The 26,786-nt window shown below is 30.1% G+C and carries 24 protein-coding genes; 13 read left to right on the forward strand and 11 right to left on the reverse strand.

The window, feature by feature from the left end; genetic code table 11:
* Positions 1 to 43: 43 nt before the first annotated feature.
* The 6 genes from Q0352_RS02455 to Q0352_RS02480 form a co-directional block, all read right to left on the reverse strand.
* A complete protein-coding gene (locus Q0352_RS02455) occupies positions 44 to 2,332 on the reverse strand; it encodes a transglycosylase domain-containing protein (RefSeq protein ID WP_299523068.1) in 2,289 nt (762 codons plus the stop codon).
* Between the two features lie 47 nt (positions 2,333 to 2,379).
* Complete coding sequence (locus tag Q0352_RS02460) at positions 2,380 to 2,829, reverse strand: gliding motility lipoprotein GldH (protein WP_299523071.1); 450 nt, start codon at positions 2,827 to 2,829, stop codon at positions 2,380 to 2,382.
* A gap of 28 nt (positions 2,830 to 2,857) precedes the next feature.
* On the reverse strand, positions 2,858 to 4,240 hold the full coding sequence (locus Q0352_RS02465) for a regulatory iron-sulfur-containing complex subunit RicT (RefSeq protein WP_299523074.1): 1,383 nt from the start codon (positions 4,238 to 4,240) through the stop codon (positions 2,858 to 2,860).
* 113 nt (positions 4,241 to 4,353) lie between these two features.
* Positions 4,354 to 4,584 (reverse strand): ferredoxin, encoded by a 231-nt coding sequence (locus Q0352_RS02470; protein WP_299523077.1) that lies wholly within the window; start codon positions 4,582 to 4,584, stop codon positions 4,354 to 4,356.
* Positions 4,585 to 5,838, reverse strand: a complete 1,254-nt coding sequence (locus tag Q0352_RS02475) for a peptidase U32 family protein (protein ID WP_299523080.1) — start codon at positions 5,836 to 5,838, stop codon at positions 4,585 to 4,587.
* An 84-nt stretch (positions 5,839 to 5,922) separates the two neighbouring features.
* Complete coding sequence (locus Q0352_RS02480) at positions 5,923 to 7,278, reverse strand: kelch repeat-containing protein (RefSeq protein WP_299523083.1); 1,356 nt, start codon at positions 7,276 to 7,278, stop codon at positions 5,923 to 5,925.
* A gap of 197 nt (positions 7,279 to 7,475) precedes the next feature.
* Here Q0352_RS02480 and Q0352_RS02485 point away from each other — a divergent pair, with 197 nt between their 5' ends.
* A complete protein-coding gene (locus tag Q0352_RS02485; protein WP_299523086.1) occupies positions 7,476 to 8,465 on the forward strand; it encodes an aspartate-semialdehyde dehydrogenase in 990 nt (329 codons plus the stop codon).
* Between the two features lie 115 nt (positions 8,466 to 8,580).
* Here Q0352_RS02485 and Q0352_RS02490 read toward each other — a convergent pair whose 3' ends face one another.
* Complete coding sequence (locus Q0352_RS02490) at positions 8,581 to 11,196, reverse strand: AsmA-like C-terminal region-containing protein (protein ID WP_299523089.1); 2,616 nt, start codon at positions 11,194 to 11,196, stop codon at positions 8,581 to 8,583.
* A gap of 160 nt (positions 11,197 to 11,356) precedes the next feature.
* Entirely contained in the window at positions 11,357 to 11,716 is a 360-nt protein-coding gene (gene trxA / locus Q0352_RS02495) for a thioredoxin (RefSeq protein ID WP_299523092.1), read from the reverse strand.
* A gap of 165 nt (positions 11,717 to 11,881) precedes the next feature.
* On the opposite strand from trxA, the gene Q0352_RS02500 reads away from it, so the two are divergent.
* The 3 genes from Q0352_RS02500 to Q0352_RS02510 all read left to right on the forward strand — a co-directional run bounded on the left by Q0352_RS02500 (position 11,882) and on the right by Q0352_RS02510 (position 15,333).
* Positions 11,882 to 12,253 carry a DoxX family membrane protein gene (locus Q0352_RS02500; protein ID WP_299523095.1) on the forward strand — a complete coding sequence of 124 codons (372 nt, stop codon included), beginning with the start codon at positions 11,882 to 11,884 and terminating at the stop codon, positions 12,251 to 12,253.
* A gap of 88 nt (positions 12,254 to 12,341) precedes the next feature.
* The gene (locus Q0352_RS02505; RefSeq protein ID WP_299523098.1) at positions 12,342 to 14,486 is read left to right on the forward strand and encodes a prolyl oligopeptidase family serine peptidase; all 2,145 of its coding nucleotides are present in this window, start codon (positions 12,342 to 12,344) and stop codon (positions 14,484 to 14,486) included.
* Positions 14,487 to 14,748: 262 nt separating this feature from the next.
* Positions 14,749 to 15,333: a DUF2179 domain-containing protein gene (locus Q0352_RS02510; protein ID WP_299523101.1), complete on the forward strand. Its 585-nt coding sequence runs from the start codon at positions 14,749 to 14,751 to the stop codon at positions 15,331 to 15,333.
* A 68-nt stretch (positions 15,334 to 15,401) separates the two neighbouring features.
* On the opposite strand, the gene Q0352_RS02515 is transcribed toward Q0352_RS02510, so the two are convergent.
* Positions 15,402 to 15,857 carry a 3-oxoacyl-ACP synthase gene (locus tag Q0352_RS02515; RefSeq protein ID WP_299523104.1) on the reverse strand — a complete coding sequence of 152 codons (456 nt, stop codon included), beginning with the start codon at positions 15,855 to 15,857 and terminating at the stop codon, positions 15,402 to 15,404.
* Between the two features lie 64 nt (positions 15,858 to 15,921).
* Between Q0352_RS02515 and Q0352_RS02520 the strand changes: the two genes are divergently transcribed.
* The 8 genes from Q0352_RS02520 (at position 15,922) to Q0352_RS02555 (ending at position 22,737) form a co-directional block, all read left to right on the forward strand.
* The gene (locus Q0352_RS02520) at positions 15,922 to 16,860 is read left to right on the forward strand and encodes a TIGR01212 family radical SAM protein (RefSeq protein WP_299523107.1); all 939 of its coding nucleotides are present in this window, start codon (positions 15,922 to 15,924) and stop codon (positions 16,858 to 16,860) included.
* A gap of 16 nt (positions 16,861 to 16,876) precedes the next feature.
* Positions 16,877 to 17,788, forward strand: a complete 912-nt coding sequence (locus Q0352_RS02525; protein ID WP_299523110.1) for a hypothetical protein — start codon at positions 16,877 to 16,879, stop codon at positions 17,786 to 17,788.
* A gap of 95 nt (positions 17,789 to 17,883) precedes the next feature.
* Positions 17,884 to 18,612 carry a sulfite exporter TauE/SafE family protein gene (locus Q0352_RS02530; RefSeq protein ID WP_367274573.1) on the forward strand — a complete coding sequence of 243 codons (729 nt, stop codon included), beginning with the start codon at positions 17,884 to 17,886 and terminating at the stop codon, positions 18,610 to 18,612.
* Positions 18,613 to 18,783: 171 nt separating this feature from the next.
* Positions 18,784 to 19,917 (forward strand): saccharopine dehydrogenase C-terminal domain-containing protein, encoded by a 1,134-nt coding sequence (locus Q0352_RS02535; protein ID WP_299523113.1) that lies wholly within the window; start codon positions 18,784 to 18,786, stop codon positions 19,915 to 19,917.
* Positions 19,918 to 19,985: 68 nt separating this feature from the next.
* Entirely contained in the window at positions 19,986 to 20,549 is a 564-nt protein-coding gene (locus tag Q0352_RS02540; RefSeq protein WP_299523115.1) for a TetR/AcrR family transcriptional regulator, read from the forward strand.
* A gap of 60 nt (positions 20,550 to 20,609) precedes the next feature.
* Positions 20,610 to 21,392 carry an SDR family oxidoreductase gene (locus tag Q0352_RS02545; protein WP_299523117.1) on the forward strand — a complete coding sequence of 261 codons (783 nt, stop codon included), beginning with the start codon at positions 20,610 to 20,612 and terminating at the stop codon, positions 21,390 to 21,392.
* 35 nt (positions 21,393 to 21,427) lie between these two features.
* Positions 21,428 to 22,519, forward strand: coding sequence for an MBL fold metallo-hydrolase (locus Q0352_RS02550; protein ID WP_299523119.1), 1,092 nt, complete (start codon positions 21,428 to 21,430; stop codon positions 22,517 to 22,519).
* 11 nt (positions 22,520 to 22,530) lie between these two features.
* Complete coding sequence (locus tag Q0352_RS02555; RefSeq protein WP_299523123.1) at positions 22,531 to 22,737, forward strand: hypothetical protein; 207 nt, start codon at positions 22,531 to 22,533, stop codon at positions 22,735 to 22,737.
* On the opposite strand, the gene dinB is transcribed toward Q0352_RS02555, so the two are convergent.
* Entirely contained in the window at positions 22,734 to 23,828 is a 1,095-nt protein-coding gene (gene dinB, locus Q0352_RS02560; protein ID WP_299523126.1) for a DNA polymerase IV, read from the reverse strand. The genes Q0352_RS02555 and dinB overlap by 4 nt on opposite strands.
* 79 nt (positions 23,829 to 23,907) lie before the next feature.
* Between dinB and Q0352_RS02565 the strand changes: the two genes are divergently transcribed.
* Positions 23,908 to 25,212, forward strand: coding sequence for a M18 family aminopeptidase (locus Q0352_RS02565; protein WP_299523129.1), 1,305 nt, complete (start codon positions 23,908 to 23,910; stop codon positions 25,210 to 25,212).
* Positions 25,213 to 25,330: 118 nt separating this feature from the next.
* Here Q0352_RS02565 and gdhA read toward each other — a convergent pair whose 3' ends face one another.
* Positions 25,331 to 26,668, reverse strand: a complete 1,338-nt coding sequence (gdhA, locus tag Q0352_RS02570) for an NADP-specific glutamate dehydrogenase (RefSeq protein WP_299523132.1) — start codon at positions 26,666 to 26,668, stop codon at positions 25,331 to 25,333.
* Positions 26,669 to 26,786: the final 118 nt, after the last annotated feature.

The raw sequence follows: 26,786 nt of genomic DNA on the forward strand, positions 1-26,786 counted from the left end.
TTCTTGTGCATTATTTACTACTTTATTTATCATAATTCAATTATTAAAATTCTGGCTCTTGGGTTATAGTTTTAATTGAATTTTCATCCGTTTCATGTGCGTCGTCACAATTAATATCTATACTTAAATTTTTAGGTTTTTCAAATTCTTCCTTACTTACATTCAAAGTGGTGTCAGCATATAATTTTTGATAGTACAATGCCCAAATTGGCAATGCCATTGACGCACCTTGCCCATAGGTAATACCTGCAAAATGAGTCGCTCTATCTTCAGCACCAACCCAAACACCGGTTGCTAAGTTTGGTACAATTCCCATAAACCAACCATCAGATTGATTTTGAGTAGTTCCCGTTTTACCTGCTATTGGATTTGTAAATTTGTATGGATAACCTGTTGCTACATTATCTGGGTAAGTTCCCCATTGTGTTCGCAAACGAATTCCTGAACCCCCATCAGTAACGCCTTCTAATAAATTAATAACAACATAGGCTGATTCTTCACTTAAAACTTCTTTAGAATTTGGAATAAATTGTTCTAAAACTGTTCCGTTTTTATCTTCAATTTTTAACAACATCATAGGTTCAACTCTTAAACCTTTATTTGCAAAAGTTGCATACGCCCCAACCATTTCATACAATGATAAATCTACCGAACCTAAAGCAATTGAAGGAACTGCAGGAATTTCACTTTCTATACCTGCTCTTTTTGCTAAGCTTACTACATTTTCAGGTCGAACCATATCAATTAACTTTGCTGTAATAACATTTACAGAGCCAGCTAATGCTTGTTTTAAAGTAAGTTCTCCTCCATATTCTCCACCTGAATTTACAGGAGTCCAATCTTCTGGCATTGAATATTTTTCTTTCGGAATTGTGTATAATGTATTCGGAAATTTATCACAAGGTGATAAATTTAATTGATTGATTGCAGTTGCATACACAAATGGTTTAAATGTAGAACCTACTTGACGTTTTTGCTGTTTTACAGCATCAAATTGAAAATATTTATAATCTACTCCACCAACCCAAGCTTTTACATGACCAGATCCTGGTTCAACAGAAAACAATCCTGATCTTAAAAAGTGTTTATAATACTTTATAGAATCATATGGAGACATAATTGTATCTAATTCACCTTTCCAAGAGAAGACTTTCATCGTTGTTTTTTCTTGAAAAGAAGCCTTAATATCTTTTTCAGAAGCACCATTTATTTTCATTCTTTTCCAACGATTAGAACGTTTCATTGCTTGTTCCATAGTTCCAGCAATTTGTTTGGTATCTATATCATAAAAAGGTGCATTCTTATTTCTTTTCTGCTCTTTAAAAAATATCCGTTGTAAATTAGACATATGCTCATTCATAGCTTCTTCAGCATATTGTTGCATTCGAGAATCTATGGTTACATAAATTTTAAGTCCGTCACGGTGTAAATCGTATTCTGTTCCGTCGGGTTTTGGATTCTTTTTAATCCACTTTTTCATATAATCACGTAAATATTCCCTAAAATATGTAGCGGAACCATCACTATGTTCCTCTCTATTTACATTCAATTCTAAGCCTTTTTGTTGCAATGAATCCTTCTCCTCTTCTGTAATGAATTCATTTTTAAACATTTGACCTAAAACTGTATTCCTTCTACCTTTTACCAATTGTTCTCTTCTTAAGGGGTTATAATAAGATGCGTTTTTTAACATTCCAACTAACATTGCAGATTCAGACACTGTTAAATCAATAGGTTCTTTCCCAAAATAAATACGAGATGCTGAACGAATACCAACCGCTAAATTTAAAAAATCGTACTTATTTAAGTACATGGTTAATATTTCATTTTTAGTATATTGACGCTCTAACTTAATTGCAATTACATATTCTTTTGCTTTTTGACCAATACGTTGAATGATATTTTTTGATCCTTCACCAGTAACTAATAATTTAGCAAATTGCTGTGTAATAGTACTTCCCCCTCCGTCTTTTCCTAATTTTACAATTGCTCGTAATGTTGCTTTAAAATCGATTCCTGAATGCTCATAAAAGCGTTCATCTTCTGTTGCTACTAAAGCTTTTATTAAATTATCTGGTAAATCTTTGAAATTTACTGGAGTTCTATTTTCCTTAAAATATTTACCCAATGTTTTACCATCTATTGAAATAACCTCTGTAGCTAAATTATGTTCTGGATTTTCTAATTCTTCAAATGATGGAAGTACTCCAAAAACTCCCCATGAAGCTAATAAAAATAATAATATTATTGCGAAAGTACCTCCAAAAATTGTAATCCAAAACCATTTTATATAGTTAGAAAACAAATTGTTTTTAGTTCCTTTTTTTTCCATTTGCTTTTATGTATTATTTAGCGGTAACATATTTTGTTCGCTATTAATCATTCTTTAATTTTCTCTATACTTAAACCTACATCGGTAACTCCTTGTAAAGAAATTTTTCCTTCAATATCATTTACGCTTCTAGTAGCGTGGTAAATCTTAAATTTATAATCTCCTTTTTCAGAAAAAACAACATTTTCTTTATAAAAAAGTTTATTTTCTTTGATGTCTGTAAAACCTGAACCTAGCCAATTCCCATAAGAATCTGTCATTTCATATTCTAAAGTATCAACCACTTTATAACCACTAGGAAACTCCATTTTTGCAATTAAAAACAACGAGCTAAACTCATATTTTTTATTGTTCCTAATATTTATAAACACATTTTTAGTAGAAATAGTATCTAAGTTACTCACAATAAAATTTATATCATTTTCTGAATTCCATTGGTGATTTTCAATAGCTTTATATTGACTATAATCTGTATTTGAATTGCATGAAAATAACAAAAACGCACTTAAGAGTATTGTTATTTGTTTATGTATTTTTAGTATCGTCTGCACTTTTTCTTGGTGGTCTTCTTTTTTTGTTTCTGTTTTTATTAGGATTTGGCTGATTTGTTGCTGGTTTTTGATCAGCTTGAACTTGTTTTTGCTGATTCGGATTTGGTTTTGGTTTTGGTTTTTTTACTGGCTGATTTGTGCTAGTTTTTCCTTCAGAAGGTTTTCTATTGGTTTGATTCCCTTTTTGTTGACCTTCAACAGCCTTTTTAGGTTGGTTTTTATTAGTTCTAGATTTATTTTTATTATTTCTTTTCTTTTTTCGAATTGGAGTATCAAATCTTGTTAAACTATCTTGTCCAACCACATTTTCAAATTCAGCTTTTACAACTTCCGTGATATCAGCCTCGTATTCTTCTAATGAGTTTGCTAATTCATTTTCTTTGTTTAAAGCTATAATTTCTTGAACCTGTTCTAAAGTAAGTTTAAACCACTTAGCTCTGTTCTCTTTATAAGTATACCAAAGTAAACCTTTAAAAATATCCATTTTAATAAAAAAGGCATTTCCTTTTTCAGTTTTCAATTCAATATCTTGTCTTGGAAAACCGCTTAAAGCATCTAAATATGTATCTAATTCATAATTTAAACAACATTTTAATTTCCCACATTGACCGGCTAATTTTTGAGGATTTAAAGATAATTGTTGGTAACGTGCTGCAGATGTATTTACATTTCGTAAATCTGTTAACCAAGTAGAACAACAAAGTTCTCTACCGCAAGATCCAATACCTCCTAATCTGGCAGCTTCTTGTCGCAAACCAACTTGTTTCATTTCAACTCTAATGTTGAATGTACTTGCAAAATCCCTAATTAATTGTCTAAAATCTACACGTTCTTCAGCAGTATAATAAAAAGTCGCTTTATTTCCATCTCCCTGATATTCAACATCAGAAAGTTTCATTTTTAAACCTAACCTACCCAAAATTTCTCTACCACGAAATTGTGTGTCGTATTCTTTATCTCTTGAAGCAGTCCAAATATCTATATCTTTTTGAGAGGCTTTTCGGTATATTTTTTTTATTTCTTCACTATCATTTTCTATTCCCTTTCTCTTTAACTGAACTTTTATTAATTCACCAGTTAAAGAAACAGTCCCAATATCATGTCCAGGATTTCCTTCAACAGCAATAATATCACCTATTGAAATGGATAAATTTTCATGATTTCTATAAAAATGTTTTCGCCCATTTTTAAAACGAACTTCTACAATATTAACTGGATCTTGACCTGTTGGTAAAGCCATATTGCCAAGCCAGTCGAAGACTGAAAGTTTGTCACAGTCGCCTGTACCACAACTTCCATTACTTTTACAACCTTTTGGAACACTATTTATATCTGAAGAGCAACTATTACAGCTCATATATTTTTAAATTTATTTTGAGTTAAATAAAATTGAATTTTCAATCTTACAATCTTCACTAATTTGTAAAGATAAATTAAAATTACTAACTGTAAAACGTTAAAAAATGGAATTTAAGTCTGTTTCACATCAATAATTTTTACTGGGCAAGCTTCTTTGGCTTTAACACTCGCATTTAAAATGGTTTCATCAGGAGATTTAATGGTGAAAAAACCTTTTTTTTCTTTGGAATGAAGCAATACAGATTTACCGTCTTTTTTAGACATTTGAAACTGAGCAGGAGCCAATTCAACACAGTAATTACAACCAATACACTTGGCTCTTTGTAAGGTAATAATTACCATTTAAGCTTCTACTTTAGTTGAAACTATTTTGTATAATTTATCTGATGGTCTAATTCTAAATTCTAACTTAATAGTTACAGAATCTCCTTTTTGTGCCTTTTCTCCTTTTACATCATTCACAAACATTTCTTTTACTTCCATTTCTTGAGCTCCAGTTGTTGGTCCTGTAATTAAAATCGTATCACCAACTGCAATATCATAAGCTTCAATTTTAAATTCACCAATGTTTGCTTTTGGGAAAAAGTGCATTCCTTTTCCTACGTATACTTTTTTCTGTGTTGCATGACTTCCTGAACCGTTACTCCATTCACCTAGTTTTTGACCTAAATAATAACCACTCCAAAAACCACGATTGTAAACTTTTTCTAGCTCCAACATCCAAGAAATTACTTTTTCTTTACTGTAAGTTCCTGCTTCAATACTATCAATAGCGTCTCTGTAACATTTTATTACATTTGCTACATATTCTGGCGCTCTACCTCTTCCTTCAATTTTTAAAACTTTTACACCGGCATCTTCAATTTGATCTAAAAAATCAATGGTACATAAATCTTTTGGAGACATTATGTATTCATTGTCTAATTCCATTTCAAATCCAGTTTCCTGATCAATAACCGTGTATTTTTTTCTGCAATTTTGCTTACAAGCACCTCTGTTTGCTGAAGAATTAGCTGAGTGCAAACTCATATAACATTTTCCAGAAACCGCCATACATAAAGCACCGTGTCCAAAAATTTCAATTTCAACTAAGTTTCCTGAAGGTCCTCGAACATCTTCTTTTACAATTTGTTCGGTAATTTTCTTCACCTGTCGTAAACTTAACTCTCTACTCAAAACCATTGTATCGGCAAACATGGCGTAAAATTTAACCGTTTCAATATTGGTAATATTTATTTGAGTAGAAATATGAATTTCCATTCCAATAGCTCTTGCAGTAGCAATTACAGCCTGATCCATAGCAATTACAGCTGTAATATCTGCATCTTTTGCTTTTTGGATTAAAGTTTTAACTATTGATAAATCGTGATCGTAAATAATAGTGTTTAAGGTAAGATATGTTCTAACATTTTTAGCTTTACATCTATCTGAAATTTCTTGTAAATCATCTAAAGTAAAGTTAATTGAAGCTCTCGCACGCATATTTAATTGCTCAACACCAAAATAAATTGAATCAGCGCCATTGTCTAATGCGGCTTGCATTGATTCAAAATTTCCGGCAGGAGCCATTAATTCTATTTTTCCAGTAGTAGTCATTCTTTTTTGATTTTTTGCAAAAATACGTATTTTGTAATAACTAATGGTAATTCAATAAAATAATGACATTAAAATGGGTTAGAACTACTCAAGTGTTTTTGAATTAATAACTTTTGTTTTATTAAATTCAGCTATGTCTACGCTAAAAAGACCTTTTGATGGAAAAAAGGAGTAACTATTTTTTCTAAAACCTCCCAATATATATAATGTATTATCCGAATAAAATAATTCTGATGCTACCAAAGGTAAATCTATTAAATACTCATTCAATTCTTTAGTTAAAACATTGTACGTAATTATTTTTTGATCATTAAAAAAATAGATCACATTGTCTTTATGTGTTATTGCAGGTTTACTTATTCCATAAAAAAGATTTCCTTCTTTTTTCCATTTTTGAGTTGTCAAATCAAACGTTTCTATAGAAGATAATGGTTTGTTATTATAACCGCCTACTAAATAAATTTTATCCTCTATTAAAACACCTTTTACCTCTTTTGCAATAGGCATATTTCCTAATTGATACCAATATCCAGTTTTAAAATCATACAAATGGACTTTATTAGAATAGTCTTTAAACCCATTATTTTTCAATTTAAGAGATCCACCCATTAAAATCATAGTATCATTATAAGTAAAAGATGCAAAATCTACCGCTTGATGCGGATTTGTATTGTCAATAATTATAGCGTCTTTGTCTATATCAAAAACTTCTATTTTATCATCTAAATATTCCTTAATATGAACTCCGTGCCTCGATAAATTTTTACCTCCTAAAACATATATTTTATTATTGTAGTAATTTAAATTATGATACGCTCTTTTTTTAAATTTCGATTTTGATTTTAACCACATATTGTTTTTAATATCATACGTTTGTAAATCCCCATAATAGCTTTCTTTCTTATAGTTATGTATTACACCTTGAACAAGTTTTTGAAAAGCTCTATCTGGATCGTATTCAAATAATCTTCTAAATTCATTGTATTCAACTAAAGCATCCCCACCAACTACATAAATTTTATCATCTAATAATATTGACCCAAAAGAATGTACCCCCTTTTTTATTGAGGAAAGTTTTTTATAAGAAATGTACTTTTTTAAGTTTCTTCTTTCAGAAATTTTTATTTCTTCTAGTTTATTTAAATCAACAAATAAGCTTACAGAGTAATTTTTTTTCTTTTGAAAATAAGGAATTTCTAATTTACCATATGCAACGTGCGAAAAACTAATAATGTCATTTTTTACAATCTCATAAGGGAATTTTAAATAATAATTTCCTTTTTCATTTGTGATGGCTCCTCTATTAATTCCTTCCATAAACACATTAACACCTTCAATAGGTTCATTTGTAGTTGCATCCAATACTTGTCCTTCAATATATTGTGAAAATGATACAAATGTTGAAAATGAAAAGATTAAAAATAGTGTGAAATTTCTCATAAGATATTTTTAGAATTGCAACAAAAATCATACCTAAACGCTAAGTAGTTATTTTATTAGAATCTCTACTAAAATAATTATTTTTGATTCAAATTTTAACAAAAAAATATTTATTTGTTAATTTTCAATTAATTACTCTTAGTTGTTACATTTTTTTACAAAATTTGTATTCTAATTAACTAATAAGATTTTAAAAGATGAAAGTAGCTGTTGTAGGAGCAACCGGAATGGTGGGAAATGTAATGTTGAAAGTTTTGGAAGAACGAAATTTTCCGTTAACCGAATTAATTTTGGTGGCTTCAGAAAGATCAGTTGGTAAACAAATCTCCTATAAAGGAACAGATTATACTATTATTGGATTACAAGATGCTGTTGATGCAAAACCAGATATTGCATTGTTTTCTGCAGGAGGAACTACTTCTGAAATTTGGGCTCCTAAATTTGCTGAAGTTGGAACTACTGTCATTGATAATTCTTCGGCTTGGAGAATGGATCCAACTAAAAAATTAGTAGTCCCTGAAATTAATGGAAATGTATTAACTAAAGACGATAAAATTATTGCAAACCCTAATTGTTCAACCATACAATTAGTAATGGCGTTAGCTCCTTTGCATAAAAAATACCAAATGAAACGTGTGGTAATTTCTACATATCAATCTGTTTCTGGAACAGGTATAAAAGCTGTTCAACAATTAGAAAATGAAGCAAAAGGTATAAAAGGCGAAATGGCTTATCATTATCCAATTAACAGAAATGCAATACCGCATTGTGATGTTTTTTTAGATAATGGATACACCAAAGAAGAAATGAAATTGGTAAAAGAACCTAAGAAAATTTTAGGTGATGAATCTTTTTCTGTTACTGCAACTGCGGTTCGTATTCCAACTGCTGGAGGACATTCTGAAGCTGTTAATGTGCAGTTTGAAAATGATTTTGACCTAGATGAAGTTCGTAAATTATTGAGTCAAACACCTGGTGTTATTGTGCAAGATAATTTAGATACAAATACCTACCCAATGCCAATATATGCTCATAATAAAGATGATGTTTTTGTTGGTCGAATTCGTAGAGATGAATCACAACCAAATACTTTAAATATGTGGATTGTAGCTGATAACTTGCGTAAAGGTGCTGCTACAAATACAATTCAAATTGGAGAATATTTAATTAAAAACGGATTGGTTTAAGCTATAAATTGAGCCTGTTGAAATATTTTAACTTATTTATAATTAAAGTTAACTTCTACAGGCTCAGTTTGATAAATTAAAAAGTGTCATTTTTATATGAGCTAAAAATAATTTCTTATTCTTTTTTCTTCTTTTTAAACAAATTATTTAAAGCGTTTTTAACAATACTATCCTTTACTTTATTTAATGGCTCTTTAATTGGCGTTACCTTTTTTATAGTATCTACACTCTTAGTTATAGTAGTATCAACTTTCGTTTTACCCGGAATTAGGTTACCTAAAGCCTCGGTTGCCTGATTAATTAGTTTTCCTTTTTGCATTTCTACCAATTGCGTTACTAAATTGGTTGTAGCTTGTTTCATGTCTGTTGAAACTTTCGGATTGGCAAAACTTCCTGATAGAATAGCGTTAATTGGAAAATTTTCAATTTTTGCTGCATTGGCAGGCTTTAGTTTTGAAATTAAATTATTGACTTCTGAACCTAAATATTTTGCTGGAACATCAAATTTTAAGTTATATGCCATACTTTGATCAAAACCGTGTGAACCTACAACTTCAATATTAATATCTTGATATTTAAGCGTAAAAGGATTAATTTCTACTTTTCCGTCTTTAAAATTTAATGCCATTTTCAAAGCATCCAAATTTAACTTTTCAAGATCAATAAATTTTACATTTGAACTTAAAGCCGTAAGCAATTGTGAATTGGAAGGTTTTAATTTAGAGTCTAACAATTGACCAATCAAATTCCCTGAAATTGTTTTAAGATTAGGCGTCAAATTATTGGTTAAATCTCCCGATAATTTTATAGTGGAATTTAGCTTACCTATAACTGAATTGGCTATTGGCGCAATGGCTTTTAACATCGCTATTTGCGTAAAAGATTCTGAAATGCTCAAGGAATTTAAGTCTAAATTCATTTCAAATTTAGGTGTTTTTTCTTTGGTTGAAACCATACCGCTTAACGCTATTTGCCCTCCAAAAGCATTCATTTTTAAATTGCTTAATGAAACGGCTTCATCTTTAATTATCAAATTCCCCGAAACTTCTTTTAAATTTAAATTGTCATAAACTACTGTTGTTGCTTTGGCGGCGATAGTAACATCTAAAAATGAAGGAATTTTAAGCGCTTCTTTACTTGTTTTAATTGAAGTAGTGTCTGTTTTAGTTTCCATAAAATCGGCAACTTCAAATTGATGGGAAGTCATATCAAAATTTCCCTTCAGTACCTGATTATTAAAAAGAAACCCATAAAAATTATCTAAACTTCCAGTCACATGAAAATCGGAATTCCCGGTTTCCCCATCAAATTTATTCAAACGAATTTCTTTTGGATTAAAAGCAATGGCTGCTTGTTTAATTTTAAATGGTTTTGCCATTTCCTTGCTTTCATAATTAAAATCGGTTACGGTAATGGTTCCCGAATTTTGAATGTTTTGGTACTGGCTTGCTTCAACCGATTTCATATCAAAACGAGTTACCACATCTGCTTTTAAGATTCCGGTTAAAGGTTTTTCTAATTTAATAGGATAGGCTTTCGAAACATTTTCCAAATTAACAATTCCTTTAAGTTCTGCATTAATCAATGGATTTTCCATAATATTTTGAATGGTTGCTTTTGCAGTAAACACATCCTGATCAATGGTATATGATAACTTATCAAGGTTTACATATGTGTCGTTAAGTATTCCTGTTTTGTTCACAATACGGGAATCTATCACTATATTTTTTACGGATTTTGGTAAATTAGGATATTGAAATGATGCATTGTTTGAAGCAATTTCAATATCAAATGCGGGAATTGTTTTTTCAGTATAAGTTCCTTTTACAATACCGTTTACCTTAAAATCACCTGATGTTTTTACATTTTCCAACTTCCCTGAATACATTTCAGGAATTAACCCCAAAAAGTTTTTAAATGAAGACGTTGGTGTGTTAAATTTTAGGTCATACACTTGCCCTTCGTCTGTCATCTGAATAAATCCGTCAAAAGCAATTGGAAGCAAATTAACCAAAGCTTCATTTTCCTTAAACGTATATTTAAAATTTTCTAAATCCAATCCCAATAACGCATCAAGTGACAAGGTCACGTTATTTAAATAGTTTGTATTATCAATAGAAACTGCCAATTTCGCAGTAGATTTAGTGTCTAAATCTAAAATTTTATTTTTAAAATCACCGCTTCCTTCATGGTTGATGCTATCAAGAATAACGCTCATTTTAGATCCTTCATCAAAATAGGTGAAGCGAAGATTTTTAATATCATAATGCTGAAAATTTAGAGCAAAGTCATTATTTTCAATACTGTCACTTTCATTTTTATCTTTTAAGGCAATGTCATAATTTGCCAGACCGTCTTTATTAAAAATAACATTCACCTTTCCATTTTCAATGCTAAATGCATCAATACCCATAGGTTCTCCTTTTTCTTTAAAAAGTGCTGTAATACTCATTTTTAACGTAAAAGTTTTGGAATAAAACAAGGTGTCATTTTCAAAAGGAGCCTTGTTTATAATACTTAAATCATCAATAATAACCGTAGCTTTTGGGAAATTTTTGAGCAAACTCAAATCGACATCATTAAAAGCCACAACAGCATCAACATTTTTATTGATTGATTTTATTACCAATTCTTTGATTTTCCCTTTAAATAAAAAGGGCGTAGCCACAAGTGCGATGGCAAAAACCAATAAGATAATTCCAATTATTTTAAATGCTTTTTTCATATTCATTCCTATTTCTTTCAGTGAAATTTAATTTGTTAACTAATACTAAGTAAAGGTAATCTATAATTATGAAGAGTATTGAAAAAATAGATTGCTACTTCGCCTTCAACTTTTGTCAACAAAAAAGCCGCACAATGTGCAGCTTTTTTTATGGGGTTTCTTGGGATTATTTTGTTGCTTTTAAAACATCACCAATAATTTGTTCCAATTGATGTTTAGGAAGTGCTCCTTGTGCCATTTGAGGTTCTCCATCTTTTGGTACAAATAACATAGAAGGGATACTTCTAATTCCAAATGCTGCTGCTAATTCTTGCTCAGCTTCAGTATCTACTTTATAAATGTTAATTTTTCCTTTGTAATCATCACTTAATTCTTCCAAAATTGGAGCTACAGCTTTACAAGGTCCACACCAATCAGCATAAAAATCAATAATGCAAGGTAAATCACCTTCAAACTTCCACTCTTTATTTTTTTCGAAATTAAAAACCTTCTCTAAAAAGGCTTGTTTTGTTAATAATTCAGTCATTCTTTAAAATTTTATTTTTAATAATACAGCAATATTAGTGCCAGTTTATTTGACGGCAAAGTGACATAAAAACTTACAATTTTATAGTAACTTAAGTTACATCTGTAATTAAATTTGTAATTTAACGACTTAATTAACTAATTATAAACTAAAACTTTAATTATTATGAATTCAAAATTAACTATGGCGTTTAGATTACTTTTAGGATTAATTTTACTAGTATTTGGACTTAATAAGTTTTTTCACTTTTTACCAATGCCTCCTATGGAAGGTGCTCCCGCAGACTTTATGGGAGCTTTAGGGAAAACTGGATATATGTTTCCGCTTATTGCTATAACAGAAATTGTAGCTGGTGCACTATTAATAATTAATAAATGGAAAGGCTTAGCTCTAATTTTTACTGCAATAATTTCAGTAAATATTGTTTTATTCCATTTGGCTCTAGCTCCTGCTGGTATAGCACTTGCTGCCGTAGTGGCAATTCTTAACATATTATTAATGTACGCAAATTGGAAAAAATTTAAAACACTGTTTTAAATTCCTAAATATCTCATAAATAAAAAGGCATCCTCTATTGAGTATGCCTTTTTTAGTTAAATTTGTTCATCATTATAAAACAACTACCATGAAACAATTATTATTAATAACTATGATTGGAATTTTTATGATTTCTTGTAAAAACTCTGAATCTAAAAAAAATGAAGTAAAATTGAATTATCCTATAACAAAACAAGTTGATACTGTTACAGACTATTTTGGAACAAAAGTTAAAGATCCATATCGCTGGTTAGAAGATGATATGTCTGATGAAACGGCTGAATGGGTAAGTAATCAGAATAAAGTTACATTTGATTATTTAGCCAATATTCCATATCGCGAAGAATTAAAGAATCGCCTAGAAAAACTATGGAATTACGAAAAAATAGGTTCACCTTTTAAAGAAGGAGATTTCACTTACTTTTATAAAAACGACGGTTTACAAAATCAATATGTAATTTATAGACATAAAGAAAATGAAGAACCAGAAGTGTTTTTAGATCCAAATACTTTTTCTGAAGATGGAACCACTTCATTAGGTGGTTTATCATTTTCTAAAGATGGAAGTATTGTTGCGTATGCTATTTCTGAAGGTGGATCTGACTGGAGAAAAATTATTGTAATGGATGCTATTTCCAAAGAAATTAAAGAAGACACTATTATTGATGTGAAATTTAGTGGAATGGCTTGGATAGGTAATGAAGGAATTTTCTATTCTAGTTACGAAAAACCTAAAGGAAGTGAACTATCAGCTAAAACAGATCAGCACCGATTATTTTATCATAAATTAGGAACAAAACAAACTGATGATAAAATTATATTTGGTGAAAGCGAAAAAAGAAGATATGTTGGAGGAAGTGTTACAGAAGATGAAAAATACTTAATTATAAGTGCTTCAATGTCTACTAACGGAAATGAATTGTATTTTAAAGATTTATCAAATCCAAACAGCCCAATAAAACCAATTATTTTAGGTTTTGACTATGACACTTCTATATTAGATCATAAAGAAGGTAAATTATTATTAGTCACCAATTTAGACGCTCCAAACAAACGTATTGTTTCTGCTAATGTGAGTAAGGTTGACTCAAAAAACTGGGTTGATATAATTCCTGAAACTAAAAACGTATTATCACCTTCAAAAGCCAACGGTTTTATATTTACAAAATATATGGTTGATGCCGTTTCTCAGGTAAAACAATATGATTATAATGGTACGTTAATTAGAGATATTGAACTTCCTGGTGTTGGTACAGCAGGTGGTTTTGGAGGAAAAAAAGATGCAGAAATTATCTATTATTCATTCTCAAATTATATTACTCCTGGTTCAATTTACTCATTTAAAACAGTGTCAGGGGAATCAGAATTATATAAAAAACCCGCTATTGATTTTGAATCTAATGATTTTGAATCTAAACAAGTATTTTATACGTCTAAGGACGGAACGCAAGTTCCAATGATTATTTCTTATAAAAAAGGAACTGAATTAAACGGTAAAAACCCAACTATTTTATACGGTTATGGCGGATTTAATATTAGCTTAACTCCATCTTTTAGTATTACCAATGCTGTTTGGATGGAACAAGGTGGTATTTTTGCAGTACCTAATTTACGTGGTGGTGGTGAATATGGAAAAGTATGGCATGATGCTGGTATTAAAATGAAAAAACAAAATGTATTTGATGACTTTATTGCTGCTGCCGAATATTTAATTGAAAACAAGTACACATCATCTGATTATTTAGCAATTAGAGGAGGCTCAAATGGAGGTTTATTAGTTGGTGCAACTATGACTCAAAGACCAGATTTAATGAAAGTTGCATTGCCTGCCGTTGGCGTGATGGATATGTTACGTTACCATACTTTTACTGCTGGTGCTGGTTGGGCATACGATTATGGTACTTCTGAAGATTCAAAAGAAATGTTTGAATATTTAAAAGGATATTCACCAGTTCATACTATTAAAGAAGGTGTTGAATACCCTGCAACTTTAGTAACTACGGGAGATCACGATGATAGAGTTGTACCTGCACATTCATTTAAATTTGCTGCTGAATTACAATCTAAACAAACTGGTAATAACCCAGCTTTAATTAGAATTGAAACCAATGCTGGCCACGGAGCTGGAACTCCAGTTTCAAAAACTATTGAACAATATGCTGATATTTTCGGTTTTACTTTCTATAATATGGGCTTTAAAGAATTGCCTAGTAAAGCTAAAATTAAAGGTTAGTATGTATAACATGTCAAACTGAGCTTATTGGAGTTTCTTAATTCTTAAGAATAAGTCTTCAACAAGTTCAGTTTGACATAATTTTAAAAAAAGGCTGTCTTAAAATTTTTAATATCGTCATTTTGAATCAAGTTCAAGTTGACGATATTTTTTAAATCAATTCAATATAAAAATAAACAACAAAAACTATTTAATGGTTACATTTAACAATCAAGCATCATCCATGTTTTTGTATCAATAAAATCTTTGACTTTAAATAATTATGGATGTAACAGATTTTTCTTTTTGGTTCACATATTTTATTTTACCATTGATGATATTCTTTTCGCGTATTATTGATGTGACACTTGATACACTTCGCATTGTGTTTGTAGCAAAAGGAAACAAATTTTTAGCCCCATTGTTGGGGTTTTTTGAGATTTTAATTTGGCTAATTGCTATTACAAAAATTATGCAGAACCTTGATAATGTAGCTTGTTATATTGCGTACGCTGCCGGATTTGCAACAGGAAATTATATTGGTTTAATTATTGAAGAAAAATTAGCAATGGGAATTCAAATGTTTAGAATTATTACCCAAAAAGATGCTACACCTTTAATCGAAAAATTGATTAATGGCGGTTATAAAATCACTTCTATTGTTGCAGATGGTAATAAAGGTAGTGTTCATATTATTTATTTAGTGGTAAAGCGCACCGAAAATAAAAATATCATTAGTATCATAAACCATTTTAATCCTAACGCATTTTATTCAATTGAAGATGTTCGTCATGTGAATGAAAAAGATACAGGTTTAAATAAAAAATCAAAGTTCAAAAGCCTTAGATGGATGCGAAAAGGGAGATAATTATTTTAAATTTTCCTATTTAATTTTTCGGCCGTCATTCTGAAGTTAGCGATTATTTGATTTAGCAGCTAATAAATTGCTAAAATTTCAGCTTCATTAAAAGGAATAATTGAACCCGTGGCCTTTCCTAACAGTTGTTTTCCTATTGGTGAATTGGTAGAAACTGCATAATAATCGGTATTTTCAATGGTGATTTTACCAGCGCTTATTGCTAAAAAATAAGATGCTTTATTGGTAATAATTAAACTTCCTAAACAAATAATTTTTGAGATTTTTTGAATTTCTATTTTAGCTAACACTTCCTTCATTTCAAAAATTACAGCTAATTGCTGACTTGCTTTCTCCATTTCTAATTGCAACATGGCTCTTCCAGTTTCGTGTTTATCACCGGCGGAACTTTTAGTTTCTGAAAACAATGCTTTTTTATTAGATTCAATTATTGAAGTAACTGTGTTGTGTTTTTCATCTACAAACAACAAACAAGCTTCGGATAATTTATTTTTTATTTCTTGAAGATTTTTCATAATAAGTAAGTAAATGTAACCCAATCCAACTTCTTTTGATAATTTTGTAGCACAAATTTATTAGATGCAATTCACAGGAAAACGTTACTTAGATTATTCTTCATTCATCAAATCAACATTTGGAGAAAGAGTTCAAAAAATATCATTAGATATTGGTTTTTCTTGTCCGAACAGAGATGGTTCAAAAGGTTATGGTGGTTGTACTTATTGTAATAACAATACTTTTAATCCTGATTATTGTGAACCTACAAAAAGTATCAAAGAACAATTAGAGCAAGGTATTTCATTTTTCGGTAAAAAATACAAAGCACAAAAATACTTAGCTTATTTTCAAGCCTATACAAATACGTATTCGGATTTAGATTCGCTTAAAAAAATGTATCAGGAAGCTTTAAATGTAGAAGGCGTTATTGGTTTGGTAATTGGTACCAGACCCGATTGTATATCTGATGAAATTATTGATTATTTGTCATTTTTATCGAAAAAACACTTCATTTCATTAGAATTTGGTGTGGAAAGCACTTTAAACAGAACATTAGAAAATGTTAACAGATGTCATACGTTTGAAGAAACAAAAGCAACTTATGAAAAATGTAAAAACAAAGGGTTTCATTTAGGTGCTCATTTAATTCTTGGATTGCCTGGTGAATCTAAAGATGAACTAATAAATCACGCTTCTGAAATTTCAAAATTACCAATTGATACTTTGAAACTACATCATTTACAAATTGTAAAAAGTTCTGTAATGGAAGTTCAGTACAAACGAAATCCTGAGAATTTCAACCTATTTACTTCTGAAGATTATATTGATTTTATAACCGATTTTATTGGTCATTTAAGACCTGATATTATTATTGAGCGCTTTATTAGTGAAACACCGCAAGATTTGTTAATTGCACCCAAATGGAATAATCTTAAAAACTTTGAAATAGTTGCCAAAATTGATAAAAAACTAAAAGAGAAAAGTACTTGGCAAGGGAAATATTATGAAAATGCAAAATAAATTGTAAGTTTAACTCATGAAGTACCCTAAAAATAATTGTAAAACCCTATTCTTAATTTTAAGTTTTTTTGCGCTTAACAGTTGTAGTGATACCGTTACAGATCAATTGCCTGTAACCAATTCAATTACCTTTGGATTACCACAAAAAGTGACTGTAATTGGTTACAGTGATCATCTAATGGAGCCTTTTATTTCTAGAGATGGAAGTACTTTATTTTTTAATAATTTAAATACTACTGATGTAAATACTAATTTACATTATGCAACAAAAATATCAAATACTTCATTTGAATATAAAGGGGAAGTCTCTGGTGTTAATACAGAATATTTAGAAGGTGTTCCAACAGTAAGTAGCTCCCAAAAATTATATTTTGTTTCTGAAAGAAACTACACTACTACTTTTGAAATGGTTTATGAAGGTGATTTTATAAATGGATTGGTCTCTAATATAAAGGCGGTGCCTAATATTTCAAAAAATCAAGCAGGTTGGGTAAACTTTGATGTTGAAGTTAGTAGTGATGGTAATTATTTATATTCTGTTGATGGGAGGTATGATGAAAATGGTGGTCCTTATGAATCTGATATTTTTTTAGCTGTTAAAACAAATGGTGTATTTCAACGAAGCAACAATTTATCAATCCTTAAAAATATAAATACACGTGATTTAGAATATGCAGCTTGTATTTCTTCCAATATGTTAGAACTGTATTTTACAAGAGTTGAAGCACCACTATCAAATACGTCTTTGCCTCAAATATATATCGCCACAAGATCATCTACTAATAGCCCTTTTGAAAAACCGTATAAAATCAATTCAATAACAGGTTTTGTTGAAGGTCCAACCGTTTCTCAAGACGGTAAAAGCATCTATTATCATAAATATGAAAATGAAAAATTTGTTTTGTATATGGTTGAGAAAGAGGAATAATTTTGCAAGGTAAATTTTATGAAAATGCAAAATAAGTTGTAAATTTAAGAAGCTTTTTGATTGCCCCGTTAAAATAATTTTTAAAAATAAAGATTTTGGATCATTTACTTTTATTTATTTTATTAGCGCTTCTTGCCGAAATTCTTGGTACAATTGGTGGTTTTGGTTCTTCATTATTTTTTATCCCTATTGCCAGTTTCTTTTTAGATTTTCATTCTGTTTTAGGAATAACAGCCATTTTTCATGTATCAAGTAATATTACTAAAATTGCCTTTTTTAGAAAAGGGTTTGATAAAAAATTGATTATTTGGATTGGTATTCCTGCTATTATTTTTGTAATCATTGGAGCTTATTTAAGTAAATTTATTAAGTCAAGTAGTTTAGAGGTATTACTTGCCATTTTTTTAATAGCAACCAGTTTAACATTTTTATTATTTAAAAACTTTTCAATTAAACCTACAGTTAAAAATTCTATTTTTGGAGGTGTTTTTTCTGGTTTAATTGCAGGAATAATAGGTACAGGAGGTGCAATAAGAGGAATTACCTTAGCTGCATTTAACTTAAATATAGAAACATTTATTGCTACCTCAGCTATTATAGATTTAGGAATTGATTTTAGCAGAAGTATAGTTTATTTTACAAATGGATACGTTCATAATCATGATTTATATTTAATTCCTATTTTACTCGTGGTAAGTATTGTTGGAACTTTTTTAGGAAAGAAAATATTAAACACCATTTCCGAGGAAAAATTTAAATCAATTGTACTTCTTTTAATTTTTATAACAGGAATTGTAACACTTGCCAAAATATTTCTGTTTTAGTAAACGAATATTTTGTATGTTTAAGGTATGTTAATTTTTTTTACAAAAAGTTTATCTCAAATGCCCTGGGTTTTTATTCCTGGTTTATAAGGGTTATACATCTTTTCCTATAGCAAGTACTTCTAACTTGCAAAAATTCATTTCATTATTATTTTAAAATCAACAAAAAGTATGAGCAATATAATTGTATTAGGTGCCGGTATGGTTGGTAGCACAATGGCTATTGATATGACAAAAAAACATGATGTAACTATCACCGATTTTAGTGAATTAGCTTTAGAAAAAGCTATTAAAAAATGTGACAAATTAATTCCTGAAGTTTTAGATGTAACTAATAAAACAGCACTACAAGAAACTATAAAGCCTTTTGATTTGGTTATTTGTGCAGTTCCTGGTTTTTTGGGATTTGAAACGATGAGAGCTATTATTGAAGCTAAAAAAGATGTAATTGATATTTCATTTTTCCCTGAAAACTCTTTAGAATTAGATGCGCTTGCAAAACAAAAAAATATAACAGCCATTGTAGATTGTGGTGTGGCTCCTGGAATGGGAAATATTATTTTGGGTTATTATAATGAGAAACTTAAATTAACCGATTTTGAATGTTTAGTAGGTGGTTTGCCAAAAATAAAAAAATGGCCTTTTAGTTACAAAGCTCCATTCTCACCCATTGATGTTATTGAAGAATATACGCGCCCAGCTCGTTATGTTGAAAATGGTCATATTGTGGTAAAAGAAGCTTTATCAGATTGTGAATTTGTAGATTTTGATGGTGTTGGAACCCTTGAATCTTTTAATTCTGACGGACTGCGTTCAATTATTTTCACCATGCCTCATATTAAAAATATGAAGGAAAAAACCTTAAGGTATCCAGACCATATTGAATATATAAAAGTGTTAAAAGAAAGTGGTTTTTTTAGTGAAGAAAAATTAATGATAAACGGAGTTGAAGTTTCTCCTTTAGATTTTACTTCAAAAATATTGTTTAACGAATGGAAATTAGGCGATACTGAAGAAGAAATTACCGTAATGCGAATTACCTTAAAAGGAATCAATGAAAAAGGTGAACAAAAAACCATCGTTTATAATTTACACGATGAATACTGTTCAAAAACCAACACATCATCCATGGCAAGAACTACAGGTTACACTGCAACAGCAGCCGCAAACATGTTTTTAGATGGTTTATTTAGTGAAAAAGGTGTTTTCCCTCCAGAATTAATAGGAAATAAAAAAGGCGTATTTGAATATATTTTAAACTATTTAAAGGAACGTAACATAACCTACATCAAGCAAAAAAATTAATTTTTTTTAAAATTATTTGTCAGTTTAAATAATTACATTACTTTTGTTGAGTGATTAGTCAATTAAAAATGGATAAAAGAGAATTATTATTAGAAGCAGCTACCAAACTTTTTGTAGAAAGAGGTTTACATGCAACACCAACTTCAGCAATTTCAAAAGAAGCTGGTGTTAGTGCAGGAATTCTGTTTCATTACTTTAAAACCAAAGACGATTTAATTGATGAGTTATATGTTTCAATAAAAAAAGAATACACATCTTCTATAATGAATGAAATTGATAAAATTCATTCAGACCTTGGAAAATTACGTTTAATATGGTCTAACTCTTGGAATTGGGCAATAGATAACAATTTGAAATTCAAGTTTTTACTTCAATTAGATAATACAAGTTGCGCCGTAAGAGTGAAAAGCCATCCGGAAATTGTTGCGAAATTTGAAATATTTAAGAACTTAATTCAATCTTATGTTGATAAAGAACTGATTAAAAATATGGACACCTATTTTATTATGGGTTCTATGTTTGGTTTAATAACTTCAATGGTTACTTATTTAACTCAATTTCCAGAAAAAAGAAATGATCAAGTATTTATTGAACAAGCTTGGGAGCTGTTTTACAACAGCTTAAAACCTTAAAAAAATTTCACATTATAATTGAGTGTTTAATCAATCAAAACAAATTAAAAATATTAAAATATGAGTACAAAAACCGCATTAATAACAGGCGCAAGTACCGGAATTGGGAAAGAACTTGCCATTATTCACGCAAAAAACGGTGGTAATTTAGTAATTATCGCACGCAACGAAAGCAAACTAAACAACCTTAAAAAGGACCTAGAACAACAATACAAAATTAACGTAGTTGTAATTGCTAAAGATTTAAGCGATTTAAATGCGCCAAAAGAGATTTATGATGAAGTAAAAAAACACGGTATTGAAATAGAATACTTAATAAATAATGCTGGTTTTGGAGCGTTGGGTAAATTTCATGAGTTAGATTTAGCGCGACAAATTTCTATGATTAATTTAAATATTACGGCATTAACAGCTTTAACTCATTTATTTCTTCCAGAATTTGTAAAACGCAACAGTGGAAAAATATTGAATACTTCTTCTACTGCTAGCTTAATGCCTGGGCCATTGCAAGCTGTTTACTTTGCAACAAAAGCATATGTAACCTTTTTTAGCAATGCGCTTTCCGAAGAATTGTACGACACAAATATTACGGTCACTAACTTAATGCCAGGTGCTACTGAAAGTGAATTTGGAGCAACATCTGGGATGGATAAAACTGAAATGTTTAAGGAAACCGCAACCGCATATTCAGTAGCATTAGACGGTTACAACGGGATGTTAAAAGGAAAAATAGATGTAATTTCTGGCTTAAAACCACTACAAAAACTAATGATGGCAATGATTCCGTTTACACCAAAAAAGATGATTTTAAAGCAAATTCGTCAAATGCAAGAAGTAAAATAATGATAAAACTAACTTTATTAATTTTAAAAAACACAATGATAGGAATATTATCAATTTCAGCACTGGTTGCAATTGCTGGAGTTTCATTTATTAATTTAAGCCCACAATTTGGAGGGAAACCTTCGGAATTAAGTTTAAAAAAAATGAATAATTCTCCCAACTTTAAAGAAGGGATTTTTATAAACAAAGAAAAAACACTTCAAAGTACAGGTTTTAAATGGCAAACAATTCCTCAATTTTTTACGAACGGAAATAACAAAGTTCCTAATTTTGAAATTCCTGTAGAAACCCATAAAAAAAGTGATTTCATTTCTGATAATAATCAATCTAAAATAACTTGGTTCGGACATTCAGCAGCTTTGGTTGAAATGGAAGGTCTAACAATTTTTATCGACCCTATGTTAGGAGAAGTTGCAGCTCCTCATCCAATGCTAGGTTCTAAACGATTTAATAAAGTTCATCCTATTTCTATAGATTCTTTACCAATTATTGATGTTGTTTTAATTTCTCATGACCATTATGATCATTTAGATTATGGTTCTATTTTAAAATTAAAAGAAAAAGTAAAGCAGTTTTATGTTCCTTTAGGAATTAAGGCACATTTAACTGAGTGGGGAGTTTCTGAAGAAAAAATTACCGAATTTGATTGGTGGGAAAATATTAATTATAAAGGAGTAGAGTTTGTTTCAACTCCAGCTCGTCATTTTTCAGGACGTGGTTTTACAAGAAATAACACACTTTGGTGTTCTTGGGTTTTAAAATCTGAAAGCAATTCAATTTTCTTCAGTGGTGATAGTGGCTACGGAAATCATTTTAAAGAAATTGGAGAAAAATACGGTCCGTTTGATTTTTCAATGATGGAATGTGGGCAATATAACGAGCAATGGGCACAAATTCATATGACTCCAGAAGAAACCATTCAAGCCTCTATAGATGTTCAAACTAAACTAATGATGCCTATTCATTGGGGTGCTTTTAAATTAGCTTTGCACGAATGGACAGATCCTATTGAAAGGTCATCGAAAAAAGCAATAGAATTAAATGTAAAAATGGCAACCCCAAAGGTTGGCGAAACTATTGTGTTAAATGGCGGAAAATTTCCTTCTGAAAAATGGTGGATACAATAAATTAGTAAATTATGGTTATTGTATTAAAAACAAATATTTTATCACAATTAGAAACTCATGTTAGGGCAATGTTAGATTCCTTCAAACAAATTGTAACAGTTGATTTTGACTTTGAAGATGTTGATAAAAGTTTAAGAATAGAAGCTTCTGAAGATTTAACTTCAGACATTGAGTTGTTATTAAATTCTAAAGGTTTTTATTGCAAAGAATTGACTTAAAACTCAAATTTCAACTGCACATTTATGGGTTTTTCAGATTTCTTTTTAGAATTTATATTTAAATTAGTGACTGAAATACCTAATAAACGTACAGAATTTAATACTTTTTCTTGAAACAATAGCTCCTTTACCGTTTCTAATAAAACAGCTTTTTCTTTTATAAAATATGGCAAGGTTTTACTTCTTGTTTGGGTTTTAAAATCGCTATATTTAATTTTTAAAGTAACTGTTTTCCCCGATACTTTTGATCGAATTAATCGTTGTTCTAATTCTTCTGCAATTTTTACCAGTTTCTCTAGCATAAAAATTTCAGAAGTTAAATTTTTTACAAATGTATGTTCTGCTGCTACTGATTTTCGTTCTCGGTTGGGTTTTACTTCACTATTGTGAATTCCTCTAACGATATTATAATAATGCTCCCCTGACTTTTTAAAATGTTTTGTTAAAAATTCAAAATCTTTATCTTTTAAATTCTTTCCTGTAAAAATACCAAGACTATACATTTTTGAAGCAGTTACTTTTCCAATTCCAAAGAATTTTTCAATAGGCAATTCTTCTAAAAATGGAATCACTTCTTCAGGTGGAATTGTTTTCTGCCCATTTGGTTTATTAATATCAGAAGCAATTTTAGCTATAAACTTACTGTTTGAAATTCCTGCTGAAGCATTTAAATGTAATTCATCAAAAATACGTTGTCTAATTTCTTTGGCGATTAAACTTGCCGATGGATTTCCTTTTTTATTTTCAGTAACATCTAAATAAGCTTCGTCTAAAGAAAGAGGTTCCACCAAATCGGTATATTCATGGAATATAGCTCTAATTTTTTTTGAAATTTCTTTGTAGCGTTCAAAACGTGGAGGAACAAAAATTAAATGTGGACAATTTTTACGAGCTAAAACTCCACTCATAGCAGAACGCACATTAAATTTACGCGCCTCATAACTTGCAGCTGAAACAACACCACGCTCTCCACCTCCACCTACAGCCACAGGTTTCCCTTGTAATTCAGGATTGTCTAATTGTTCTACTGAAGCATAAAATGCATCCATATCTATATGAATTATTTTACGATATTGTTTGCCTATTTCCACATTATAAAACTACAAAACTTTACCATCTATTTTAAACTCAATTCTTAGTATATTCGTGTATTAATTAGAATATTCAATTATGAACAAAAAACAGAAACACGCTCAAAATTTAATAGATTTTATTTATGAGAGTCCAAGTCCATATCATGTAATTGCAAATGCAAAAAAAGAACTTTTAAGCAACGGTTTTTCAGAGCTTAAACTTATTGAAAAATGGAATATTAAAAAAAGTGGAAAATATTTTGTGAGTCAAAATAATACATCACTTTTTGCATTTATAGTTGGTAATGGCGAAATTGAAGAATCTGGCTATAAAATTGTGGCTGCTCACTCTGATTCTCCTTCATTTAAAATTAAACCTTCACCTGAAATTTCAGTTGCTGACAAGTACCTAAAATTTAATACAGAAACTTATGGTGGCCCAATTTTAAGTACTTGGTTAGACAGACCTTTATCTTTGGCTGGAAGAGTAAGTGTAAAAGGGAAAGACCTACTAAATCCATTAACCTATTTAGTAAATATTAAGGAACCAATTCTTGTAATTCCAAATTTACCTATTCATTTTAACCGAACAGTAAATGAAGGTATTGCACTCAACAAGCAAATAGATATGTTGCCTGTAACAGCAATAATAAATAAAGAATTGAACACAGAATTATTATTAGCTCGTACTATTTCTAAAGAAATAAATGTACCCGTAGAAGACATTTTAGAAGTAGATTTAAATTTATATGATTTTGCAAAAGGAAGTATTATAGGATTGAATAAAGAGTTCATATCATCTGGAAAATTAGATGATTTGGCAATGGTTCATGCTGGGTTAACTGCAATATTAGATGCGCCAGTTTGTAAGTCGTCAAATGTATTGGCAATATTTGATAATGAAGAAGTTGGAAGCCGATCAAAACAAGGAGCTGGTTCTCCAATTCTAAAAAATATTTTAAAACGTATTGCACTAGTTCAAGGTAAAAATGAAGAAGATTTTCAACGAGCTATCTATAATTCATTTATGATAAGTGCTGATATGGCACACGCTTTACACCCAAACCATCCTGATAAACACGATCCGGTTAATAAACCAGTAATTAATGGTGGTCCTGTAATTAAAATTGAAGGAAACCAGAAATATACAACTGATAGTGATTCAAGCGCTGTTTTTGAAATGATTTGCAAGGAAGCAACAATTCCTTATCAGAAGTTTGTAAATCGGTCTGATATGCTTGGTGGAGGTACTTTGGGAAATGTTTCTGCAGGGCAGTTAGAAATACGTTCAGTTGATATTGGAAATCCAATGTGGGCAATGCATTCCATTAGAGAAACCAGTGGAGTTGATGACCATACTTATATGACTAAAGCTTTGAGCAGTTTTTATAAAATAAATTAATTCACAAGAAAACTATAATTTTAGTTAGTTATAAAACAATAAGTATAATCACTACATATATAACAAAAAAAAGGGTTGCCAAATAGCAACCCTTTTTTAAAATGTTAAGTTTACTAAATTAAACGATTCCTTGATCTAACATAGCATCGGCTACTTTAATAAATCCAGCAATGTTTGCTCCTTTAACGTAATCAATAAAACCATCTTCTTGAGTTCCGTATTTAGAACAAGCTGTATGAATTGAGTGCATAATTTGATGTAATTTAGCATCAACTTCTTCTTGAGTCCAGTTCAATTTCATTGCGTTTTGAGACATTTCTAATCCAGAAACTCCTACACCACCAGCATTTGCTGCTTTACCAGGTGCAAACGGTAATTGGTTTTTGTGAAATAACTCAACAGCTTCAGGTGTACAACCCATATTAGAAACTTCAACAATGTATTTTACACCATTTGCAATTAATAAGGCTGCATCATCTCCATTTAATTCATTTTGAATTGCGCTTGGCATAGCGATATCACATTTAACTTCCCAAGGTTTTTTACCTGCAATAAATTTTGCTTCTGGGAATTCTTCTGCATAAGGCGATACAATATCATTATTAGAAGCTCTAAGCTCTAACAAATAATCAATTTTTTCAGCGTCTAACCCTTTTTCATCATAAATATATCCATCAGGACCTGAAATAGTAACAACTTTACCACCAAGTTCTAAAACTTTTAAAGCAACACCCCAAGCTACATTTCCAAAACCAGAAACAGCAACAGTTTTACCTTCAAATGAATCATTTTTGGTGTCTAACATATCCTTGGTGAAATAAACTGCTCCAAAACCTGTAGCTTCAGGTCTGATTAAGCTTCCTCCCCAATTTAATCCTTTTCCAGTGAAAACACCTGTGTTTTCTCTTTTTAGCTTTTTGTACATACCGTACATAAAACCAATTTCTCTACCACCTGTTCCAATATCTCCTGCAGGAACATCAGTATCAGGGCCAATAACTTGCCATAATTCTAACATAAAAGCTTGGCAAAAACGCATAATTTCAGCATCTGATTTTCCTTTTGGGTTAAAATCAGAACCTCCTTTTCCACCTCCCATTGGTAAAGTGGTTAATGCATTTTTAAATGTTTGCTCAAATCCTAAAAATTTAAGAATACTCAAATTTACACTTGGGTGTAAACGTAAACCTCCTTTATATGGGCCAATTGCGTTATTAAACTGTACTCTGTGACCTAAATTAACATGAACTTCTCCATTATCATCTACCCATGAAACTCTAAAAGTAAAAATACGATCAGGTTCAACTAATCGTTCAATAATTTTTGCTGCTTCATATTGTGGATTTTCATTATAAATACCTTCAATAGATTCTAATACTTCATGCACTGCTTGTAAATATTCTTGCTCTCCTGGATGTTTGGCTTCAAGATTATTTAATATATTTTTTACATTCATACTACTATAATTTATAAGTGTTTAAAACTGTTTTAAAATGTTTAACAAAAATAATAATATTAAACTAATTTTTCACAAAAAAAATGTAAATTTTTAACTTTCTATAATTTATATTGCC

It is taken from the genome of uncultured Lutibacter sp., assembly GCF_937891065.1.
Taxonomy (GTDB): Bacteria; Bacteroidota; Bacteroidia; order Flavobacteriales; family Flavobacteriaceae; genus Lutibacter.

What these genes read in the sequence shown, in the direction of transcription:
- Q0352_RS02455 (WP_299523068.1), bottom strand. Translation starts at nt 2,332, where the DNA reads ATGGAAAAAAAAGGAACTAAAAACAATTTGTTTTCTAACTATATAAAA.
- Q0352_RS02465 (WP_299523074.1), bottom strand. Translation starts at nt 4,240, where the DNA reads ATGAGCTGTAATAGTTGCTCTTCAGATATAAATAGTGTTCCAAAAGGT.
- Q0352_RS02470 (WP_299523077.1), bottom strand. Translation starts at nt 4,584, where the DNA reads ATGGTAATTATTACCTTACAAAGAGCCAAGTGTATTGGTTGTAATTAC.
- Q0352_RS02475 (WP_299523080.1), bottom strand. Translation starts at nt 5,838, where the DNA reads ATGACTACTACTGGAAAAATAGAATTAATGGCTCCTGCCGGAAATTTT.
- Q0352_RS02480 (WP_299523083.1), bottom strand. Translation starts at nt 7,278, where the DNA reads ATGAGAAATTTCACACTATTTTTAATCTTTTCATTTTCAACATTTGTA.
- Q0352_RS02485 (WP_299523086.1), top strand. Translation starts at nt 7,476, where the DNA reads ATGAAAGTAGCTGTTGTAGGAGCAACCGGAATGGTGGGAAATGTAATG.
- Q0352_RS02490 (WP_299523089.1), bottom strand. Translation starts at nt 11,196, where the DNA reads ATGAATATGAAAAAAGCATTTAAAATAATTGGAATTATCTTATTGGTT.
- trxA (WP_299523092.1), bottom strand. Translation starts at nt 11,716, where the DNA reads ATGACTGAATTATTAACAAAACAAGCCTTTTTAGAGAAGGTTTTTAAT.
- Q0352_RS02500 (WP_299523095.1), top strand. Translation starts at nt 11,882, where the DNA reads ATGAATTCAAAATTAACTATGGCGTTTAGATTACTTTTAGGATTAATT.
- Q0352_RS02505 (WP_299523098.1), top strand. Translation starts at nt 12,342, where the DNA reads ATGAAACAATTATTATTAATAACTATGATTGGAATTTTTATGATTTCT.
- Q0352_RS02510 (WP_299523101.1), top strand. Translation starts at nt 14,749, where the DNA reads ATGGATGTAACAGATTTTTCTTTTTGGTTCACATATTTTATTTTACCA.
- Q0352_RS02515 (WP_299523104.1), bottom strand. Translation starts at nt 15,857, where the DNA reads ATGAAAAATCTTCAAGAAATAAAAAATAAATTATCCGAAGCTTGTTTG.
- Q0352_RS02520 (WP_299523107.1), top strand. Translation starts at nt 15,922, where the DNA reads ATGCAATTCACAGGAAAACGTTACTTAGATTATTCTTCATTCATCAAA.
- Q0352_RS02525 (WP_299523110.1), top strand. Translation starts at nt 16,877, where the DNA reads ATGAAGTACCCTAAAAATAATTGTAAAACCCTATTCTTAATTTTAAGT.
- Q0352_RS02535 (WP_299523113.1), top strand. Translation starts at nt 18,784, where the DNA reads ATGAGCAATATAATTGTATTAGGTGCCGGTATGGTTGGTAGCACAATG.
- Q0352_RS02540 (WP_299523115.1), top strand. Translation starts at nt 19,986, where the DNA reads ATGGATAAAAGAGAATTATTATTAGAAGCAGCTACCAAACTTTTTGTA.
- Q0352_RS02545 (WP_299523117.1), top strand. Translation starts at nt 20,610, where the DNA reads ATGAGTACAAAAACCGCATTAATAACAGGCGCAAGTACCGGAATTGGG.
- Q0352_RS02550 (WP_299523119.1), top strand. Translation starts at nt 21,428, where the DNA reads ATGATAGGAATATTATCAATTTCAGCACTGGTTGCAATTGCTGGAGTT.
- Q0352_RS02555 (WP_299523123.1), top strand. Translation starts at nt 22,531, where the DNA reads ATGGTTATTGTATTAAAAACAAATATTTTATCACAATTAGAAACTCAT.
- Q0352_RS02565 (WP_299523129.1), top strand. Translation starts at nt 23,908, where the DNA reads ATGAACAAAAAACAGAAACACGCTCAAAATTTAATAGATTTTATTTAT.
- gdhA (WP_299523132.1), bottom strand. Translation starts at nt 26,668, where the DNA reads ATGAATGTAAAAAATATATTAAATAATCTTGAAGCCAAACATCCAGGA.